This window comes from Aeromonas sp. 95A (assembly GCF_051919235.1).
Taxonomy (GTDB): domain Bacteria; phylum Pseudomonadota; class Gammaproteobacteria; order Enterobacterales; family Aeromonadaceae; genus Aeromonas; species Aeromonas veronii.
The window spans coordinates 668,551-687,779 of sequence record NZ_JBQBFC010000001.1; the positions used below are offsets into that span (position 1 = coordinate 668,551).

The 19,229-nt window shown below is 58.8% G+C and carries 17 protein-coding genes; 8 read left to right on the forward strand and 9 right to left on the reverse strand.

Features of this window, described 5'->3' with window-relative positions; genetic code table 11:
* Window positions 1–2: 2 nt before the first annotated feature.
* Window positions 3–1,058 (forward strand): PA0069 family radical SAM protein, encoded by a 1,056-nt coding sequence (locus tag ACTG2U_RS03020; protein ID WP_439974005.1) that lies wholly within the window; start codon window positions 3–5, stop codon window positions 1,056–1,058.
* A gap of 114 nt (window positions 1,059–1,172) precedes the next feature.
* Here ACTG2U_RS03020 and ACTG2U_RS03025 read toward each other — a convergent pair whose 3' ends face one another.
* Window positions 1,173–1,328, reverse strand: a complete 156-nt coding sequence (locus tag ACTG2U_RS03025; RefSeq protein WP_005345370.1) for a hypothetical protein — start codon at window positions 1,326–1,328, stop codon at window positions 1,173–1,175.
* Window positions 1,329–1,589: 261 nt separating this feature from the next.
* Here ACTG2U_RS03025 and ACTG2U_RS03030 point away from each other — a divergent pair, with 261 nt between their 5' ends.
* Window positions 1,590–2,987, forward strand: a complete 1,398-nt coding sequence (locus tag ACTG2U_RS03030; RefSeq protein WP_439974006.1) for an alpha-amylase family protein — start codon at window positions 1,590–1,592, stop codon at window positions 2,985–2,987.
* A 107-nt stretch (window positions 2,988–3,094) separates the two neighbouring features.
* Here ACTG2U_RS03030 and gyrA read toward each other — a convergent pair whose 3' ends face one another.
* The gene (gene gyrA / locus ACTG2U_RS03035) at window positions 3,095–5,842 is read right to left on the reverse strand and encodes a DNA topoisomerase (ATP-hydrolyzing) subunit A (RefSeq protein WP_043170192.1); all 2,748 of its coding nucleotides are present in this window, start codon (window positions 5,840–5,842) and stop codon (window positions 3,095–3,097) included.
* A 187-nt stretch (window positions 5,843–6,029) separates the two neighbouring features.
* On the opposite strand from gyrA, the gene ubiG reads away from it, so the two are divergent.
* The 5 genes from ubiG (at window position 6,030) to yfaE (ending at window position 11,849) form a co-directional block, all read left to right on the forward strand.
* Window positions 6,030–6,746 carry a bifunctional 2-polyprenyl-6-hydroxyphenol methylase/3-demethylubiquinol 3-O-methyltransferase UbiG gene (gene ubiG / locus ACTG2U_RS03040; protein WP_439974007.1) on the forward strand — a complete coding sequence of 239 codons (717 nt, stop codon included), beginning with the start codon at window positions 6,030–6,032 and terminating at the stop codon, window positions 6,744–6,746.
* Window positions 6,746–7,441 (forward strand): HAD family hydrolase, encoded by a 696-nt coding sequence (locus ACTG2U_RS03045; protein ID WP_439974008.1) that lies wholly within the window; start codon window positions 6,746–6,748, stop codon window positions 7,439–7,441. Before ubiG ends, ACTG2U_RS03045 begins: the two co-directional genes overlap by 1 nt.
* Window positions 7,442–8,047: 606 nt before the next feature.
* Window positions 8,048–10,315: a class 1a ribonucleoside-diphosphate reductase subunit alpha gene (nrdA, locus tag ACTG2U_RS03050; RefSeq protein WP_429012286.1), complete on the forward strand. Its 2,268-nt coding sequence runs from the start codon at window positions 8,048–8,050 to the stop codon at window positions 10,313–10,315.
* Between the two features lie 80 nt (window positions 10,316–10,395).
* Window positions 10,396–11,529, forward strand: coding sequence for a class Ia ribonucleoside-diphosphate reductase subunit beta (gene nrdB / locus ACTG2U_RS03055; protein ID WP_005336708.1), 1,134 nt, complete (start codon window positions 10,396–10,398; stop codon window positions 11,527–11,529).
* Window positions 11,526–11,849 carry a class I ribonucleotide reductase maintenance protein YfaE gene (gene yfaE, locus ACTG2U_RS03060; protein ID WP_429119844.1) on the forward strand — a complete coding sequence of 108 codons (324 nt, stop codon included), beginning with the start codon at window positions 11,526–11,528 and terminating at the stop codon, window positions 11,847–11,849. Before nrdB ends, yfaE begins: the two co-directional genes overlap by 4 nt.
* Window positions 11,850–11,967: 118 nt before the next feature.
* On the opposite strand, the gene mltA is transcribed toward yfaE, so the two are convergent.
* Window positions 11,968–13,119 (reverse strand): murein transglycosylase A, encoded by a 1,152-nt coding sequence (gene mltA, locus ACTG2U_RS03065; RefSeq protein ID WP_139461544.1) that lies wholly within the window; start codon window positions 13,117–13,119, stop codon window positions 11,968–11,970.
* A gap of 150 nt (window positions 13,120–13,269) precedes the next feature.
* On the opposite strand from mltA, the gene ACTG2U_RS03070 reads away from it, so the two are divergent.
* Window positions 13,270–13,521, forward strand: a complete 252-nt coding sequence (locus ACTG2U_RS03070; protein ID WP_236271421.1) for a DUF1289 domain-containing protein — start codon at window positions 13,270–13,272, stop codon at window positions 13,519–13,521.
* Window positions 13,522–13,540: 19 nt separating this feature from the next.
* Here ACTG2U_RS03070 and ACTG2U_RS03075 read toward each other — a convergent pair whose 3' ends face one another.
* From ACTG2U_RS03075 to ACTG2U_RS03100, 6 genes are all read right to left on the reverse strand, one after another.
* Window positions 13,541–14,704, reverse strand: a complete 1,164-nt coding sequence (locus ACTG2U_RS03075) for an AGE family epimerase/isomerase (protein WP_439974009.1) — start codon at window positions 14,702–14,704, stop codon at window positions 13,541–13,543.
* 74 nt (window positions 14,705–14,778) lie between these two features.
* Complete coding sequence (locus ACTG2U_RS03080) at window positions 14,779–15,627, reverse strand: PTS system mannose/fructose/sorbose family transporter subunit IID (RefSeq protein ID WP_236271419.1); 849 nt, start codon at window positions 15,625–15,627, stop codon at window positions 14,779–14,781.
* Window positions 15,627–16,430, reverse strand: a complete 804-nt coding sequence (locus ACTG2U_RS03085; protein ID WP_064337977.1) for a PTS mannose/fructose/sorbose/N-acetylgalactosamine transporter subunit IIC — start codon at window positions 16,428–16,430, stop codon at window positions 15,627–15,629. The genes ACTG2U_RS03080 and ACTG2U_RS03085 overlap by 1 nt, the downstream gene beginning before the upstream one ends.
* Before the next feature lie 12 nt (window positions 16,431–16,442).
* Entirely contained in the window at window positions 16,443–16,937 is a 495-nt protein-coding gene (locus ACTG2U_RS03090) for a PTS system mannose/fructose/N-acetylgalactosamine-transporter subunit IIB (protein ID WP_064341276.1), read from the reverse strand.
* 9 nt (window positions 16,938–16,946) lie between these two features.
* Window positions 16,947–17,375 (reverse strand): PTS sugar transporter subunit IIA, encoded by a 429-nt coding sequence (locus tag ACTG2U_RS03095; protein WP_064337979.1) that lies wholly within the window; start codon window positions 17,373–17,375, stop codon window positions 16,947–16,949.
* A 6-nt stretch (window positions 17,376–17,381) separates the two neighbouring features.
* Window positions 17,382–19,148: a class I mannose-6-phosphate isomerase gene (locus tag ACTG2U_RS03100; RefSeq protein WP_429012285.1), complete on the reverse strand. Its 1,767-nt coding sequence runs from the start codon at window positions 19,146–19,148 to the stop codon at window positions 17,382–17,384.
* Window positions 19,149–19,229: the final 81 nt, after the last annotated feature.

A 19,229-nucleotide genomic window follows, 5' to 3' on the forward strand; every position in this document is an offset into this window, starting at 1 on the left:
CCATGGCAGGACGAGGCAGCCCCCACAATATCGATCACCGTTTTAGCGGCCCCCTTGTCGAAGCAGTCGATGACGGCTGGCAATCGTCCGATTGGGATGCCACCTTCACTCCTTCTGTGCCTGGCACCGAGGTGCGGGAGATCGATGCACGCAGCATCATCAGCTACAACAGCTCGCCGGATGTCCCCTTTGGTCGCTCCATCAACCCCTATCAGGGGTGCGAACACGGCTGCATCTACTGCTATGCCAGACCCAGCCATGCCTATCTGGAGCTCTCCCCCGGTCTCGATTTCGAGAGCAAGCTGTTTGCCAAACGCAATGCAGCCGACCTGCTGCGCCGGGAGTTTGCCAAACCGGCCTATCAGCCACAGACCATCTTCATTGGCGCCAATACCGACCCCTATCAACCCATCGAGCAGCGCTATCGCCTCACCCGGCAGTTGCTGGAAGTGATGCTTGCCCACCGCCATCCGGTCGGGCTCATTACCAAGAGCGCCATGATCTTGCGCGACCTCGATCTGTTGACCGAGCTGGCCAGAGAGGGACTGTGTCAGGTGATGGTGTCGGTGACGACCTTGAACGAAACCCTGCGCCGACAGCTTGAACCCCGCGCCAGCACGGGCTCCGGCCGCTTGAAAGTGATCGAGAAGCTGGCCAACGCTGGTGTACAGGTGGGGGTATTGGCCGCCCCCATGATCCCGCGGCTCAATGAACCTGAGCTAGAGCAGATCATCAAATCGGCTGCCGGTGCAGGCGCCAGCTGCGCCGATTACATCCTGCTGCGGTTACCCCACGAGTTGGCGCCGCTATTTGGGGACTGGCTCGATACCCACTATCCGGGCCAGAAGGAAGCTATTTTGAATCAGTTGCGAGCCAGCCGCGGTGGCGGGCTCAACAGTACCGCCTTCGGTACCCGCATGCGCGGTGAGGGGCACTTTGCCGATCTGCTGGCCCAGCGCTTTCGCCTTATCTGCAAGCGCCTTGATCTGGGCAAACGCCATATTCAGCTCAGGCTTGATGGGTTTATCCGCCCAGGGGAGCAGCTGTCGCTCTTCTAATCCCCCCTTTTACGCCCTGCATACATCAGATGCACAACCCTTGCCTGCCAAGAGGTTGAGAGGAAAGCCTGTCGCGACAAGAAAGCGCTACCCGGTAAAGAGAGGGCTAACGCCTTAGCCTGCGCGCTGATCCCGACCCTGCTGCACCATTTCAACCGGTAGTCGCGAGGGTTCATGAGCCACTTCGTGCTCATCCTCTTCATACAGCGGCACCTCTGACTCGCCCCATACCCGGCTCCACCAAATTTCCCATGTGATCCAACTGGTCATATGCAGCTCCTGACGGTGAAGGTGATGGCAACAACGCACCACTCGCCAGGCAGGATAGCGGCTGGGAATGACAGGGAAATGACAAAAAAATCACTTGTAAAAAGGCAACTGGCGGTGGCGAGGAAAGCCGAAACAGTTCACATATTCGGCGAAATCATCCTGAAAGCGGTCACAAATCTGCAGGTTGTGGATTGCAGCTCACTCTGTTCCCGCCAAAGCTGGCTTGCCCATTCAGGCATCTATAAAAACAGGGACACAATAATGAAACACACAGCGGGAATATGGGCGATCGCAGGCATGCTGATCGCCCCCTTGGCGCACGCCGACGTCATACTGCACGCCTTCAACTGGAAGTACAGTGAAGTGACCGCCAAAGCCGATCTTATCAAGTCAGTCGGTTACAAACAGGTACTCATCTCACCACCTCTCAAGTCATCAGGCAACGAGTGGTGGGCTCGTTACCAGCCGCAGGATCTGCGTCTTGTCGACTCCCCTCTTGGCAACAAGCAGGATCTCGTGCAGCTGATCGCCGCCATGAAGGCGCGAGGTATCGCCGTCTATGCCGATGTGGTGCTCAACCACATGGCCAACGAAAGCTGGAAACGCAGCGATCTCAACTATCCCGGCAACGAGCTGCTGCAAAGCTACGCCAGCAACCCGGCCTATTTCGAGCGCCAGAAACTGTTTAGCGATCTGGGGCAAAACTTCCTCTCCGGTCAGGATTTTCATCCCGAAGGGTGCATCAGCGACTGGAGCGATCCGGGTCATGTCCAGTATTGGCGTCTCTGTGGCGGTGCCGGTGACAAGGGGCTGCCGGATCTGGATCCCAACAACTGGGTGGTAAGCCAGCAACAGGCCTATCTCAAGGCGCTCAAGGGGATGGGGATCAAGGGTTTTCGGGTCGATGCGGTCAAACACATGAGCGATTACCAGATAAACGCCGTGTTCACCCCCGAAATCAAACAGGGGATGCACGTGTTTGGCGAGGTGATCACCACAGGGGGTGCTGGCAGCACCGATTACGAGCGCTTTCTCAAACCCTACCTCGACAGCAGCGGTCAGGGAGCCTATGACTTTCCGCTCTTTGCCTCCCTGCGTGGCGCGCTGGGGTATGGCGGCAGCATGAACCTGCTAGCGGATCCGGGCGCCTATGGTCAGGCGCTGCCGGGCAGTCGTGCCGTCACCTTTGCCGTGACCCACGACATCCCCACCAACGACGGCTTCCGCTATCAGATCTTAAGCCAGACTGACGAGAAGCTGGCCTATGCCTATTTGCTCGGCCGCGATGGTGGCTCGCCACTGGTCTATTCGGATCACGGCGAGACCCAGGCCAAGGATGGACTGCGCTGGCAGGATTACTACCAGCGCGCCGATCTCAAGGGGATGATCCGCTTCCACAATGCGGTGCAGGGTCAACCGATGCAGTTGATCGGCAGCGGTGACTGCTTCGTGCTGTTCAAACGGGGCAAACAGGGGCTGGTCGGTATCAACAAGTGCGACTATGAGCAGGAGTATTGGCTCGATACCGCCAGGTTCGAGATGAACTGGTATCGCAACTATCGTGACGTGCTCGACCAAGGTGCCGTGGTCAACGTGCAGAGCCAGTGGGTACGGGTCGCCATTCCCGCCCGCAGCGCCAGAATGTGGCTGCAGGAATGATCCAGTCGTAAGAGCAGCGTAGAGTCATAAAAAGCAGACAAATAAAAAGAGCGACCACCAGGGTCGCTCTTTTTGATCAGAGACGTTGCTCGAATAACTGGTGACGATTACTCGTCGCCCGCTTCCCCAGCATCGACCGCATCAGTGCCGGTCGCGGTATCGGTACCTTCAGATACCTCACCGTCAACGGCCAAAGCGTCGTTCTCGTCTTCGTCGCTCTCGGCGATACGCTGCAGGCCAACCACGGTCTCGTCTTCACCGGTACGGATCAGACGGACACCGCCGGTGTTACGGCCAATGACGCTCACCTCGGCAACACGGGTACGCACCAGGGTGCCGCCGTTGGTGATCAGCATGATCTGGTCGGTATCTTCGACCTGGATCGCATCGATCACCTTGCCATTACGCTCATCCACCTTGATGGAGATAACGCCCTGGGTACCACGGCTCTTGGTCGGGTATTCGGCCAACGCAGTCCGCTTGCCGTAACCGTTCTCGGTGGCGGTGAGGATGGCACCTTCGCCGCGAGGAACGATGAGGGAAACCACCTTGTCGCCGGCGCCCAGCTTGATGCCACGGACCCCAGCCGCGGTACGACCCATCGGACGCACACCCTTGAAGGTGCCCTTGCTTTCGGTGCCTTCGCCGTTGTCGCTGCCATCATCGTCATTACCGGCATCGTCGTCGGTTTCAACGTCATCGCTGACATCGGCATCGGCGCGACCGCTGCCTTCCGCGAAGCGAACGACTTTGCCCGCGTCGGAGAAGAGCATGATCTCGTTGCTGCCATCGGTGATATCCACCCCGATCAGCTCATCGCCCTCTTTGAGGTTGATGGCGCGGATACCGGAGGAGAGCGGACGGCTGAAGTCAGAGAGGCTGGTCTTCTTCACGGTACCGTTGGCGGTGGCGAAGAAGACATACTTCTCGGCGTCATATTCCTTGACCGGCAGAATGGCGGTGATGCGCTCACCCTCTTCCAGTGGCAGCAGGTTGATGATCGGACGACCACGGGCGCCACGGGACGCTTCCGGCAGCTGGTAAACCTTGAGCCAGTAGACCTTGCCACGAGTGGAGAAGCACAGAATGGTGTCGTGGGTGTTGGCCACCAGCAGACGCTCCACAAAATCCTCTTCCTTGATCCGGGTGGCCGACTTGCCACGACCACCGCGGCGCTGGGCCTCGTAGTCGGAGAGCGGCTGATACTTCACATAACCCTGGTGAGACAGGGTAACCACCACGTCTTCCGGGGTGATCAGATCTTCGATGTTGATCTCGGCACTGGACATGCTGATCTCGGTGCGACGCTCGTCGCCATACTGCTCACGCACAGCCAACAGTTCATCGCGGATCACTTCCATCAGACGAGCCGGGCTCGCCAGGATGTGCAGCAGCTCGGCGATCAGATCCAGCAGAGATTGGTACTCTTCCAGGATCTTCTCGTGCTCGAGGCCGGTCAGCTTGTGCAGACGCAGGTCAAGGATGGCCTGGGCTTGCTGTTCGGTCAGGAAGTATTGACCTTCACGGATACCGAACTCGGGCTCCAGCCACTCTGGCCGTGCCGCGTCGTCGCCCGCTTTTTCCAGCATGGCGGCCACGTTGCCGAGTTCCCAGCCCTTGGCAACCAGGCCCGCTTTCGCGTCGGCCGGGGTCGCGCTGTGGCGGATCAGCTCGATGATGGGATCAATGTTGGCCAGCGCAACCGCCAGACCTTCCAAAATGTGCGCCCGATCCCGCGCTTTGCGCAGTTCGAACACGGTCCGGCGAGTCACCACTTCACGGCGGTGCAGCAGGAACGCATCCAGGATCTCTTTAAGGTTCATCACCTTGGGCTGGTTGTTATCGAGCGCCACCATGTTGATGCCGAACGTGGTCTGCATCTGGGTGTGCTTGTAGAGATTGTTCAGCACAATCTCGCCGGACTCGCCGCGCTTGATTTCGATAACGATGCGCATGCCGTCTTTGTCAGACTCATCGCGCAGGGCACTGATGCCCTCGATCTTCTTCTCTTTGACCAGCTCGGCGATCTTCTCGATCAGTCGAGCCTTGTTCACCTGATAGGGGATCTCGTGAACGATGATGGTCTCGCGACTGGTCTTCTCGTCCACTTCCACTTCAGCCTTGGCCCGCACATAGATGGAGCCACGACCGGTACGGTACGCCTGCACGATGCCGGAACGACCGTTGATAATGCCGCCGGTGGGGAAATCCGGGCCGGTGATGTAGGTCATCAGCTCGTCAATGGTGAGGTCGCCGTTTTCGATCAGCGCCAGACAGCCATTGACAATCTCGGTGAGGTTGTGAGGCGGAATGTTGGTCGCCATGCCCACCGCGATACCGGAGGAGCCGTTGACCAGCAGGTTGGGAACCTTGGTAGGCATGACCGCCGGGATCATCTCAGTGCCGTCATAGTTCGGCACCCAGTCCACGGTCTCTTTGTCCAGATCGGCCAGCAGCTCGTGGGAGATGCGGGCCATCCGCACTTCGGTATAACGCATCGCCGCGGCGCTGTCGCCGTCGACTGAACCGAAGTTGCCCTGACCATCGACCAGCATGTAACGCATGGAGAAATCCTGCGCCATCCGGACAATGGTGTCATACACAGCGATATCGCCGTGCGGGTGATATTTACCGATTACGTCACCGACCACACGGGCCGATTTTTTATAGGGCTTGTTCCAGTCGTTCCCCAACTCGTTCATAGCAAACAGAACGCGGCGGTGAACCGGTTTCAAGCCATCACGCACATCCGGCAGAGCTCGTCCTACGATCACGCTCATGGCGTAATCAAGATAGGAACTCTTGAGCTCTTCTTCGATGTTGACCGGCGTGATCTCTCTGGCCAGATCGCTCATAGAAAGCCTTAATCCCTAATTAGTTGTTCTTTGGCTTAAACAGCGCGACATGGTAACACACCAAGGCGGATTCCTTAAGCCACAAATCGGGCTGGTTTGACAAAGTCCGTCCGTTATAATGCCCGCCAGGACAATAGATTGCGCCCATGACTCAGAAGCGGGCGCCCTGCCACAGGATCTTCGAAAAATGAACAGTGATGCCAATGTCGATCTGACAGAAATCGCCAAGTTTGAAGCCATCGCCTCCCGCTGGTGGGACATGGAAGGTGAATTCAAACCCCTGCATCAAATCAATCCGGTACGCCTTGACTGGATCACCGACAAAAGTGGCGGTCTGTTTGGCAAGCGCGTGCTCGACATCGGCTGCGGCGGCGGCATCCTCGCCGAGAGCATGGCGCGCCGCGGGGCACAGGTCACCGGTATCGACATGGGCAAGGAGCCCCTTGGTGTGGCTCGCCTGCACGCCCTGGAGCAGGGGGTCGAGCTCGAGTACCGCCAGATCACTGCCGAAGCACACGCTGAAGAAGCACCCGGCCAGTATGATGTGGTCACCTGCATGGAGATGCTCGAGCACGTACCTGATCCCGCCTCGGTGCTGCGCGCCATCGCGACCCTGGTTCGCCCGGGTGGCCGGGTGTTCGTCTCCACCATCAATCGCAACCCCAAATCCTATCTGATGATGATCCTCGGCGCCGAATACCTGATGAAGATGGTGCCCAAGGGGACTCACGACCATAAAAAGTTCATCATGCCCGCCGAGCTGTGTCGCATGGGTGAAGCCGCGGGCCTGTTGGTGCGCGACATGAGCGGCGTCCACTACGCGCCGCTCTCCAACAGTTTCCGGCTCGGTCGCAACGTCGACGTCAACTATATGGTGGAGTTCATCCGCCCGGAGCACGGCTGATGAGCGTCTCTCACCCGCAGCCCCTTGGCTGTGTGCTGTTCGATCTGGACGGCACCCTGCTCGACACAGCCCCGGATCTGGGGGCCGCCGTCAACCATGTACTGATCAGCGAAGGCTTTGCGCCGCTCTCTGACGATATTATTCGTCAGACCACCTCCCACGGAGCGCTCGGGCTGCTGAAAGCGGGCCTCGGCGACGAACTGCTTGAAGAGCTGGGGGCCACCCGCCTGCGCAATGCCCTGCTCGACTACTACGCGGCCAATCTCTGCGTCGGTACCCGTCCCTATGAGGGAATGGTGGATCTTATCGAGTGGCTCGACGAGAAACAGCTCCCCTGGGGCATCGTCACCAACAAGCCGGGCTTTCTCACCGAGCCGCTGCTGGCGGCCCTGCCAGAGCTTGCCAGTTGCGGCGTCACCGTCAGCGCCGACACCCTGCCGGTACGCAAGCCCGACCCCGCCCCCATGTTCTTTGCTTGTGAGAAGCTGGGGGTCGAGGCGGCTCACTGCCTCTATGTGGGGGATCATGTGCGGGATATCGAAGCGGGCCGCAACGCCGGCATGCGCACTGCGGTCGCTGGCTGGGGCTATCTCAATGATGAGGAAGATCCCGCACAATGGGGCGCCGATCTGCACTTTGATACCGTGCAAGCCCTGCACCACTGGCTGCGCTATGAGTTGACGGCCAAGGCGTAACGCGCAGTGATAACGGGGCGAAGAGACTCTTCGCCCCTTGCATCTCTTCCTTTACGCTCCTGCGTCCTGCGCCACCATCACGCCTCTATTCATAGATAATAAAGGCAGCTTTCTGCCTATTGGATACCCATTTGACAAGCTCGCAACTGTTACAAAGCGGCCACAAACCACCGTCATCTGATGCAAAGCCCTTGCCACGCTGAGCCCGCGGCTGCGACAACTGGACAGCTTTTGACCCTTGTTGCATAAGGGATAATCAGCCGCCGTTTGCTAGTAAAAAGCCCCCCGTTTCGCAAGCAAAAAAAGTTATTTAAATTTTCCATCTTCGATCGGGAGACTTGCTTTTAGCGGAGCGGACTAATGAAAACCCGCTCACTGTGAGCGGTCACTAACTGATGGGGCAAGACTCACAATTTATCCACAGCTCGTCACTTATCCACACATTGCAATGGCGGGCTGACCTCACTATCTTGTAGCTCGAACTTAAAATAACACTACATCTTGTGATTCATCGCACAATCTCTACCCAACTCCCGCACACCGCCGGGGCCTGGGTGGCGCCATTGTGCGATGGTTTTTCGGGAATCAACTGAAGGTCATCAGCCAATGAACTTGTTTGTGACGAAGCGTAACGGACACAAAGAACCCATCGATCTGGATAAAATTCACCGCGTGCTGGACTGGGCCGCCGAAGGGCTCGACAACGTGTCGGTCTCCCAGGTAGAGCTCAAATCCCACATCCAGTTCTATGACGGTATCCGTACCGCCGACATTCACGAAACCATCATCAAGGCGACGGCTGACCTCATCTCCGAGCAGACCCCGGACTACCAGTACATGGCAGCCCGTCTGGCCATCTTCCACCTGCGCAAGAAGGCCTACGGCCAGTTCGAACCGCCCCACCTCTACCAGCACGTGGCTCGTCTGGTGGACATGGGCAAGTACGACAAGCACCTGCTGGAAGACTACACCCAGGCCGAATTCGAAGAGCTGAACACCCATCTGGATCACTGGCGCGACATGGATTTCTCCTACGCGGCAGTCAAACAGCTGGAAGGCAAATATCTGGTCCAGAACCGCGTTACCGGCGAGATCTACGAGAGCCCGCAGTTCCTCTATATGCTGGTTGCGGCCTGCCTCTTCTCCAAGTATCCGAAAGATACCCGTCTGGACTACATCAAGCGCTTCTATGATGCTGTCTCGACCTTCAAGATCTCCCTGCCGACCCCGATCATGAGCGGCGTGCGCACCCCAACCCGCCAGTTCAGCTCCTGCGTGCTGATCGAGTGCGACGACAGTCTGGATTCCATCAACGCCACCGCCAGCTCCATCGTGCGTTATGTCTCCCAGCGCGCCGGTATCGGCATCAACGCCGGTCGCATCCGCGGTCTGGGCAGCCCCATCCGTGGCGGCGAAGCATTCCACACCGGTTGCATCCCCTTCTACAAATACTTCCAGACTGCAGTGAAGTGCTGCTCCCAGGGCGGCGTGCGCGGCGGTGCGGCCACACTGTTCTACCCCCTGTGGCACACCGAAGTGGAAAGCCTGCTGGTGCTGAAGAACAACCGCGGCGTGGAAGAGAACCGTGTTCGTCACATGGACTACGGCGTGCAGATCAACAAGCTGATGTACCAGCGCCTCATCAAGGGCGGTGACATCACACTGTTCTCCCCGTCCGATGCGCCGGGCCTGTACGACGCCTTCTTCGCCGATCAGGACAAGTTCGAAGAGCTCTACGTCAAGTACGAGCAGGATCCGGCCATTCGCAAGAAGACTCTGAAAGCGGTAGACCTCTTCTCCCTGATGATGCAGGAGCGTGCCGGTACAGGTCGCATCTACATTCAGAACGTCGATCACTGCAACACCCACAGCCCGTTCGACCCGAGCGTGGCGCCGGTACGCCAGTCCAACCTCTGCCTCGAAATTGCGCTGCCGACCAAGCCGCTCAACAACATCGACGACGAGAGTGGCGAGATCGCCCTGTGCACCCTCTCCGCCTTCAACCTCGGTGCCATCGAGAAGCTGGAAGATCTGGAAGAGATGGCCGATCTGGCCGTGCGTGCCCTCGATGCCCTGCTCGACTATCAGGACTACCCGATTGCCGCCGCCAAGAAGGGCAGCATGGGTCGTCGTACCCTGGGGATCGGCGTCATCAACTACGCCTACTACCTGGCCAAAAACGGTGCCCGTTACTCCGACGGCTCCGGTCTGGCCCTGACTCACCGCACCTTCGAGGCCATTCAGTACTACCTGCTGAGAGCCTCCGTGCAGCTGGCCCGCGAGTTCGGCCCCTGCCCGCTGTTTGGCGAGACCACCTATGCCCAGGGCATCCTGCCCATCGACACCTACAAGAAGGATCTGGATGCGCTGTGCAACGAGCCGCTGCATCTGGATTGGGAAAGCCTGCGCGAAGAGATCAAGTCCGTGGGCTTGCGCAACTCAACCCTGACCGCCCTGATGCCGAGCGAGACCTCCAGCCAGATCTCCAACGCCACCAACGGTATCGAGCCGCCGCGCGGTCTGGTGTCGGTCAAGGCCTCCAAAGATGGCATTCTCAAACAGGTGGTGCCCGAGTATGATCGCCTGAAAGATCAATACGAATTGCTCTGGAAGCAACCGAGCGTTGACGGCTACCTGCAGCTGGTCGGTATCATGCAGAAGTTTGTGGATCAGGCGATCTCCGCCAACACCAACTACGACCCTGCCCGTTTCGAAGGCAACAAGGTCCCGATGAAACAGCTGCTCAAGGACTTGCTGACCGCCTACAAATACGGCCTCAAGACCCTGTACTATCACAACACCCGTGATGGTGCAGACGATGCCCAGACCGATCTGCAAGATGACGGTTGCGCTGGCGGGGCTTGCAAAATCTAAGTCACGGCAAGAACTGATAACCGGGCGGGAGCATGAAGCTCCCGCTCTCCTGTTTTCTCTATTCACATATTCTGGTAACCATGGCCTATTCAACTTTCTGCCAAACCCAAAACGACCAGCTCAAAGAGCCGATGTTTTTTGGCCAATCGGTCAACGTAGCCCGTTATGATCAACAAAAGCACGAAGTGTTCGAGCGGCTTATCGAGAAGCAGCTCTCCTTCTTCTGGCGCCCGGAAGAGGTGGATGTCTCCCGTGATCGCATCGACTATCAGGCCCTGCCGCCCCACGAGCAGCATATCTTCATCTCCAACCTGAAGTACCAGACCCTGCTGGACTCCATTCAGGGTCGCAGCCCCAACGTGGCCCTGCTGCCGCTGGTCTCCATTCCAGAGCTGGAAACCTGGATTGAGACCTGGGCCTTCTCGGAGACCATCCACTCTCGCTCCTACACCCATATCATCCGCAATATCGTCAACACCCCCGCCCAGGTGTTCGACGACATCGTGACCAACGAGCAGATCTTGAAGCGCGCCGGCTCCATCAGTCACTTCTACGACGACCTGATCGAAGCGACCGCCCTCTACAACCTTCACGGTGAAGGGACCCACACCGTCGCGGGCCGCGAGGTGACCATCACCTTGCGCGAGCTTAAAAAGAAGCTCTATCTGTGCCTGATGAGCGTCAACGCGCTGGAAGCAATTCGCTTCTACGTCAGCTTCGCCTGCTCCTTTGCCTTCGCCGAGCGTGAACTGATGGAAGGCAACGCCAAGATCATCAAGATGATCGCCCGCGACGAAGCGCTGCACCTCACCGGCACCCAACACATGCTGAACCTGATGCGCACCGGCCAGGATGACCCGGAGATGGCCGAGATCGCTGCCGAGTGCGAACAGGCCTGCTTCGAGATCTTCAAGGAGGCGGCCATTCAGGAGAAAGAGTGGGCCGAGTACCTGTTCCAAGACGGCTCCATGATCGGCCTGAACAAGGACATCCTCTGCCAGTATGTGGAGTACATCACCAACCTGCGCATGAGCGCAGTCGGCCTGCAGCCAGCCTTTGCCGGCACCAAGCAAAACCCGATCCCCTGGATCAATACCTGGCTGTCATCCGACAACGTACAGGTCGCCCCGCAAGAGGTAGAGGTCAGCTCCTATCTGGTCGGTCAGATCGACAGCGAAGTCAATGCCGACGACCTGGGTGATTTCGAGCTGTGAGTGACGCCACCAACACGCTGACCCCTGCCCCGCACGCGCCTGCTGAACAGCATGCGGACGTGGCACCACGGGTACATACCCGGGATGGTGCCGTGCTGCACGCCCATCCCGGCGAAAGCGTGTTGGAAACCCTGGAGCGCCATGGTCATCATGTGGAGTTCCAGTGTCGCAGCGGCTATTGCGGCGCCTGCCGCACTCCGCTGATGGCTGGCAAGGTGCACTATCCTTCGGTGCCGCTGGCATTTGTCGCCCAAGGGGAGTGCCTCCCCTGCTGCTGCAAACCGGTCGGCGCCATCCGGCTGGATATCCAGAAGAGCTGACGCAGCCACAGACTGGCAACTCGCACAAAATAGAAAGCCGCCGGAGCAATCCGGCGGCTTTTTTTGTCTCTTCACATTGCTCGGGCGCCCGATTACAGACGCGCGAACCCTCAGAGGATTACAACCAGGGGGCGGCAGTCGGCCCGTGGTGCAGGCCCAGTTTCCAGACTCGGCCAAAGTGCTTGTAGTGACCGGCCGCGACACCGGCCTTCTCACCCATACCGTGGTAGAGATCGAGGTGCCCCTTCTTCACCGCCCCGCCCACATCCAGCGCAATCAACAGCCGCAGCTGGTGCTTGCCGGTCCAGTTGCCCTCTTTATCGAGCAGGGGAACTTCAGCGAGGATCGGGGTCCCCATCGGCAGCAGGGTCTTGTCGGCAGCGACGGCCGCCAACGGCAGCAGCGGGATACCGGCAGCGCCGATCACATCATTGGTGGGGCGACGCTCGAAGAAGACATAGGAGGGGTTCTGCTCCACCAGCTCCTTGACGCTCTCCTCCGGTTGACGGTTGGCCCACTCCTTGATGGCCTTCATCGACATCTGCTCTTTGGGCACTTCACCGCGGTCGATCAGTACCCGGCCGATACTGACGTAACCGTGGCCGTTCTTGCCGCTGTAGCCCAGATATTGCAGCCGATCGTCATCCCCGTAGTGGACAAAGCCCGAGCCCTGCACATCCATCAGGAAGTTGTCGATAAGGGATTTGCTGTAACCCAGCTCCAGTCCACGGTTGGCCAGGGCCCCCTGATGGATCTCGGCCCGGGTCGGACAGCGACCGCCACATTTGGGCATGGCATAGATGGGATATTTGTACTTGGCATCAGGGCGGTGGCGCACTTCCAGCACCGGCGAGTAGTAACCGGTAAAGAGCACGTTACCCATGCGATCGGCGCCGCCCAGCTGAGCGAGGCTGATACCGTAACGGGTGATGTCGGCAGGATTGCCACCGCCCGCTACCCAGCGGGAGAGCTGATGATAGAGCTCGCCATAACGGCGATTCATCTTGCCGGAGCGCTCCAATACCAGTCTGCTTTGCGGGCCAAATTTGCTGTAGTCGGCACGCGCACGGCTATTGACCCGCTCCACCCTCACCAGATCCTCTGGCAAGGTTCCGTCCAGATACTGCTTGCCCAGATTTTCCGGCACCTCGCAGTTCAGGAAACATCTGTTGTCGGTCTGTTTTTTGGGCACTTCTGCTTTGTCAGAGTTGCCCGCACAACCGGCCAGCCCCAGCACTGCGGCGGTCAGCCAGTACGCGTGTTTGTTCATATGTCCTCATATAACGCCAAGAGCCATGCTCGGCGGGGAAGATGCCAAATTTGCAGGGGGAAAGCAAACGACATCAATCACTTGAAGCAGGATTTCTCCAAAGGGGATCCGCTGGGTTATAACAAGGTGACAGGATGTGCGAGGTGATGGATGGAACAGCTCGAAATATTCCCGCTGCAGAGCCCCTGCATCGGGGTCTGCGAAGTGAACAACAAAGGCTACTGCAAGGGGTGCCTGCGCAATCGCGAAGAGCGTTTCAACTGGCTCACCATGACCCCTGCCCAGCAACAAGAGGTGATGCGCCTGTGCCGGGATCGCAAACGTCGGGTCGAGGCTGCGCGGCGCAAGGCTCGTGAAGGCGCTCCCAGTGAACTGCAAGCACAGCACGGCTGGGATTTTTAAACGCCTCCCATAGGCCACCCTACTCCCCGATACCCACCCCTGCGACCAGTGCCAGTTCGCTAAACGCCACAAACAGATGATAAAACGTGCTGGCTGGCGCATGAGAGGTCAGCGGCTTTCCCTCGTTATCCACTTGATCGACCCACTGTCCGGGCATCGCGGGCAACAGGTAGTAGTGGAAGATCCGCGCAACTACCTTGCTGATCTGGCAGGCGGTAGCCTCATCCCCCTGTTGCTCATAGGTCGCCAGGAGTGCTTTCAAATGTTCGGTCTGGCACCAGAGCCGGCTGGTATCGCGATAGGGTTGCCCATCATCGGTCAGCTCATCGATCACCAGCCCGGTTTGCCCGTGCCCGTGGCGGATGGCAAAGCGGGTCAATATCCCGATTGCCTCGTCAATCTCGGTGCTGGTTGGCTGGATTTCCCAGCTGCTGGCAAGAGTCCGGTAGCGTGCCAGCAGCCAGCACCACTCGTAGTGATGACCCGGGTCGATAAGACGGGAGTCGGCATGACGCGCCAGCAGCGCATCGTCGAAAAACTCGCGCAGTAAACCGGGTTCCAGAAAACGCTGACGAAACAGCCGATACAGCGCGGTTGCTCGCTGCTGCCATATCACATCATCAAAGCTGTCTGCCGCCACCAACAACGCCTCGAACAGATGCATATGGGGATTTTGGCTGCGCAGTGGGCCAGATGGCCAAGTGGAGTGAAATCCACCGTGCAGCGGGTCCGCAAAGAGTTGCTCAATGGTCTGATAGCGCGACTCGGCCTGTTGTTGCCAGCGTGGATCGCCACTCAGACGATAGAGCCAACACTCAGCCAGCAGGGCAAACGCGTATTCATAGCTGCAGACTGATGCGTCAGCAATCGAACCATCCCGATTAATGGAGAAAACGCTATGCCCCGCCCCATCGTCAAAATGACCCATACCGACCAAAGCAGAACGCTCGGCAAGGGTGCGCCCGTCGTACCACCCCAGCAGGGTGGCGTGGCTGAACACATAGATCTGGCGGCTCTGTACCCGAAAACGGGTCGGCTGCCACAAAGGCTGGCCAGCACTATCCAATCCCTCGGCAAACAGACCACGCTCGGGGTCAACCCCCTGCGCGCCCCAAAGGGGCAGCGCCTCGGAGACCAGCCAGCGATGGCAACGCTGTGCGGCCTCAATAACCTCGATATGCATGAATTACCTCTCGCAACGGCGATAAAAAGGGAGAGCCAAGCTCTCCCATTGTTGACCAAATGGCCTTGACCCCATCAGAACAGACCGATGGCGACCCCGAAAAAGGCCAGCACCAACAGCCCGAGCATCGCTTTGACCGGCGAAACGTTGCGCTTGGCCATCAGATACCAGGTACCCAGCACCACCACCAGCGGCATCAGTTTGGGGAAGATGCCATCCAGCATGCTCTGAACCTGGATATTGACCCCGTCCGAGGTGACAAAATCGAGCCCGGTGGAGAGGTTGACATAACTGGCCGCTACCCCGCCCATCACAAAGACCCCGAGCAGGGAGAGCGCCTCGCGCAGCTTGGCCGACTCGGAACTGACCAGAGACTCCACCGAACCAGTGCCCAGCTTGTAGCCCTTCATAAACAGCATGTAGGAGCCAGTAATGGCGATGGCGTTGAAGCTGATGACGTAAAACAGCGGCCCCAGCACACTCCCCCCTGCCGCCAGCGCCATACCGATACTGAGCAGAATGGGCACCAGCATACCGGGGATCATGGAATCACCTATGCCAGCGATGGGGCCCATCAGGCCAACCTTGAGGGTATTGATGGTCTCACCGTCGATCTTCTCGCCATTGGCCCGCTTCTCTTCAAGCCCGACTGCCAGCCCGTTGATAATGGCGCCGATCTGGGGCTCGGTGTTGTAGAAGGAGGCATGGCGTTTCATCGCCTCCATCCGTTCAGCCTTGCCGGGATAGAGCTTCTTGAGCGCCGGCATCATGCCGAGGCAAAATCCGAACGATTCGAGTCGCTCGAAGCTCATTGAGGAGAGGTTGTACATCATCCACGAACGCCAGCAGGCACGCAGATCCCGTGAGGTAAGAGCAACCGGCTGCTTGGCCGCCAGTTCCCCTGATTGCAGCTCTGTGTTCATCAGAATTCATCCTCATCATCGGTTTGGGTGGCAGCACGGGCAGCGACTGCAGGGCGTGGTTCCGGCTTGTAGTTATAGTGAATGAGCGCCAGCAGGGCCCCAATCATCACCAGCCCCACCATGTTGAGCTTGAGAAAAACGATGCCGACAAAACCCACCAGGAAGTAGATCAGCATGCTGTTCTGTTTGATGATCTGCTTGAGCAAGATGGCAATGCCGACTGCAGGCAGAATGCCGCCCACCACCGTCATGGTACGGATCACCAGCTCCGGCAGGCTGTTCATGAACCCTTCGATGTACTGGTTACCGAAGTAGACGGCAATGAAAGTCGGCACGAAACGCAGCACAAAGTTGCTGGCCTGCGGGAAGATGGCGCTGTTGAGGTAAACCCCCTGTTCATCGCCCTGCTCCAGCGCCACATCGGCCCTGTGGTTCCAGTAGGAGTTGAACACCATCATGAAGTTGAAGAGGATGGTCCCGGCGATGCCGATGGTGGCGGCAATCGCCACGGCAACCGACGGCTCCTTGCCCGACATGATGCCCAGCGCAATGGCCGGAAAGGCGACGAAGTTGAGATCCGCCGGCATGGAACCGCCCGGCGTCACCATGGCGATATAGACTGCCTGCACCGCCACCCCGATCAGGATACCGGTCTGAATATCCCCCAGAATGGCACCGACCAGCATGCCCGATACCAACGGGCGGGTAATGGTGTACCAGCCACCGGTCAAGCCCAGCAGCCAGGGGCTGCTGAGGGCACCGAGATAGCAGAGTATCCCGATGAGTGTTGCTTCCAGAAACATGATCTCTGCTCCCTATTTCAGCTTTTTCTGGGCATCTGCCCAGCTGTAATGACTGGCATCCGGTACCAGCCGAAAGTCGATCTCGTGACCAAGGTTGGCCAAGTAATCAAAGGCGGCGATCTCCTGCGCCGTCACCGACTGGTTGGGGCCTATGGTGGTAGTCTGCTCGCGGGCACTCATGGGCCCGACGTTGATCTTGCCGTTGAGATTATCCAGGGAGATCCCGGCGGCGCACAGGCGCTGCAGGGTGACCGGCGACTTGCCAATCACGAAGTAGCGCTTATCACTGGCGATCACCTTGGGCAACTTGGTAATGGCGGTTGCCACATCAAACAGCCACACCTTGGTGTCCGACACAGCCCCCGTCATCACCTGAGAGAGCAGCGGATCGGCCGCCACCTCATCATCGATCGCGACGATACCGTCACAAGGAAGCTCTCTGGCCCAGCGGGTCACCAACTGACCGTGGATCACCCGATCATCAATGCGTACAAATGAAATCGCCATCTCGCTCTCCTAGAAGTTGTCATCTTGCTGGTGTGCCGCCGGGGCCGCGATCACCATGGATTCCAGTGCCTGGGCCAGCAACTGGCGGGCCGCCTCGTGTACATCGGTCGCAGCAAGCCAGTCGGCACTCATCAGCAGCATGGGAAAATTAACCCCGGTCACCACGGCTACCGGCTGCGGCCATGCGGAATCAAATGCAAAGCGGCATGCCACGTTGTAGGGGGTGCCGCACTCCATGTCGCACAGCACCAACACCCCGTCAGCCCCGGCGCCATGACGGCGCAGGGTCTGTTCAAACTCGGCGCGAAACGCCTCTATTCCTCCCTCTTCGGTCAGAGAAACTGTGGCTACGGCGGGCAACTCGCCGTAGACCATATTGGCGCTGGCCAGCAGGGCCGGCGCCAGTGAACCATGGGTTGCGATAAGGATCCTCAGCATCTCCGGTTACCCCCTCACAAAGGCTTTGATGGTGGCAATGGTCTGCCCTTCACTCTCGCCACTCGGGCGGATACGATAGCGCCCTACCGACGCCGGTACGATGAAGGTCTCGGCATAGTGCACCACGAAGGGGGCGAAGGCGTTGTCGGGGCTATCTACCGTTGCCTCCCGACCCTCTATCAAGTTGAGCACTTGTACAGTGCCGCCGGTGTCGTGCTCTACCGGCACGCTGAACCAGTGGCGACGAGTCTCGATAAATTCACGCTCATGCAGTCCGGTGCGCTCTTCACGCCACCCTTCCCCTTCGGCGATGGGCTCAATGCAATTGACCAAATTTCGCTCGGTCCAGTCGGTATCCCGATCCCACTGGATCACCTTGCTGCCATGCTCCAGATGGATGGGGCGCGGAATGCCGTCGAGCCCGACCCGGCCCCAGTCCCACAGTTTGAAGGTGAAAATGTAGGGGGTGGCGCTGATCTCGAGCACCATGGCCCCCTCTCCCGAGCAGTGAACGGTTCCAGCCGGGATCAGGAAGTGGTCATGCTTGCGGGCTGGGAAGCGGTTGATGAAGCGCTCGTCGTCGAAGGGCTTCTCACCACGCTGGGCGGCAGCTAGCTCCGCCAGCATCGCCTGAGAGTCGATACCGTTGCGGGTGCCGAGGTAGACGCAGGAGTCCGGCTTGGCATCGAGCAGGTAGTAGCTCTCGTCCTGGGTGTAGTGCATGCCGAACTCCTGCTGGATGTATTCGGTCAGCGGATGCACCTGCAAACTGAGCGGCTGCCCCCCCACCGTATCGAGAAAATCGAACCTGATCGGGAACTCGGCGCCAAAGCGGGCGTGTACCCGCTCCCCCAGCAGAGCTTTTGGCTGGCACAGCACCAGGTTTTGCGACGGGATCTCTACCCGCACCTCGCCAAAGCGCAAGTAGAGGCTGTTCTCCTCGGGCACACAATCAAAGCACCAGGCGTAGTTGGGTTGGGCCGGGTCCAGATCACACACCTGCTTCATCCACTGCCCGCCCCAGACCCCAGGATCGAAGAAGGGAACAACCCGGAACGGCTGGCGCGCCGCCTGATGCAACCCTTGTTGCAGTGCCGCCCCCGTTACCATGGTCGGCTTGCCCCTCGTATTGGTGTCGAGCAGGAAATCGATGGTGTGCAGCTGGGCCAGTTTATGACGGTCAAACACCCGCCATTCTATGAAGAAGGCGCGCTTGTAGCGGCGCAATATGTCCTCTTCGGTGTTATCAGCGCCCCAGTTGCCAATCTCTTTACGGCGCAGACGCTGCTGGATCTCCCAGCGGGCAAGATCGGCATAGACCCGCACATCCCCTTTCGCCACCAACGAAGCGCCGCTGCCCATCACCACCACCAGACCTTCGGCTATCTCTGCGACCTGCTGTTGCAGGCGCGCCAAGGCGACCGGGTCAAAAAACTCTACCATCTTGTGGGGTGCCAGCACGCCAAAGACCCTGTCATCGGTGATGAAGCGATCCAGCATCGCCAGCACTTTGGGTTCGGGCAGGCGCGCCTGTTCCACATCAATGAGCGTGTGAGGCCCGAATCTGGTCAGCAGCTGGGTGCGTAGCTCGGTCTGATCCACACCGTGATAGCAGTCGATCACCAGTACCACTTTCGCCTTGTCTTGCCCGTTCACTTTGGCTTGCAACTGATGGGCAATCTCATCCCATCCCGCACAGGCGGCCCGCTCATATCCAACAACGGTCACTTCTGGATATTTGTCGTAGTTGGAAACGTAACTCGAATGAATCATTGGCTTGTTCTCTCGTTGACACCTACGACAGAGATAAATCGATTAACCCGTTAACCACAACCTGATAAACACGATTAACCT

Excerpts from the sequence above, each read along its gene's own strand:
- mltA (WP_139461544.1), bottom strand. The coding sequence starts at position 13,119 with ATGAACAAACACGCGTACTGGCTGACCGCCGCAGTGCTGGGGCTGGCC.
- ACTG2U_RS03100 (WP_429012285.1), bottom strand. The coding sequence starts at position 19,148 with ATGATTCATTCGAGTTACGTTTCCAACTACGACAAATATCCAGAAGTG.
- ACTG2U_RS03095 (WP_064337979.1), bottom strand. The coding sequence starts at position 17,375 with ATGCTGAGGATCCTTATCGCAACCCATGGTTCACTGGCGCCGGCCCTG.
- ACTG2U_RS03090 (WP_064341276.1), bottom strand. The coding sequence starts at position 16,937 with ATGGCGATTTCATTTGTACGCATTGATGATCGGGTGATCCACGGTCAG.
- ACTG2U_RS03085 (WP_064337977.1), bottom strand. The coding sequence starts at position 16,430 with ATGTTTCTGGAAGCAACACTCATCGGGATACTCTGCTATCTCGGTGCC.
- ACTG2U_RS03045 (WP_439974008.1), top strand. The coding sequence starts at position 6,746 with ATGAGCGTCTCTCACCCGCAGCCCCTTGGCTGTGTGCTGTTCGATCTG.
- ACTG2U_RS03070 (WP_236271421.1), top strand. The coding sequence starts at position 13,270 with ATGGAACAGCTCGAAATATTCCCGCTGCAGAGCCCCTGCATCGGGGTC.
- ubiG (WP_439974007.1), top strand. The coding sequence starts at position 6,030 with ATGAACAGTGATGCCAATGTCGATCTGACAGAAATCGCCAAGTTTGAA.
- nrdA (WP_429012286.1), top strand. The coding sequence starts at position 8,048 with ATGAACTTGTTTGTGACGAAGCGTAACGGACACAAAGAACCCATCGAT.
- nrdB (WP_005336708.1), top strand. The coding sequence starts at position 10,396 with ATGGCCTATTCAACTTTCTGCCAAACCCAAAACGACCAGCTCAAAGAG.
- gyrA (WP_043170192.1), bottom strand. The coding sequence starts at position 5,842 with ATGAGCGATCTGGCCAGAGAGATCACGCCGGTCAACATCGAAGAAGAG.
- ACTG2U_RS03030 (WP_439974006.1), top strand. The coding sequence starts at position 1,590 with ATGAAACACACAGCGGGAATATGGGCGATCGCAGGCATGCTGATCGCC.
- ACTG2U_RS03020 (WP_439974005.1), top strand. The coding sequence starts at position 3 with ATGGCAGGACGAGGCAGCCCCCACAATATCGATCACCGTTTTAGCGGC.
- ACTG2U_RS03025 (WP_005345370.1), bottom strand. The coding sequence starts at position 1,328 with ATGACCAGTTGGATCACATGGGAAATTTGGTGGAGCCGGGTATGGGGC.
- ACTG2U_RS03080 (WP_236271419.1), bottom strand. The coding sequence starts at position 15,627 with ATGAACACAGAGCTGCAATCAGGGGAACTGGCGGCCAAGCAGCCGGTT.
- ACTG2U_RS03075 (WP_439974009.1), bottom strand. The coding sequence starts at position 14,704 with ATGCATATCGAGGTTATTGAGGCCGCACAGCGTTGCCATCGCTGGCTG.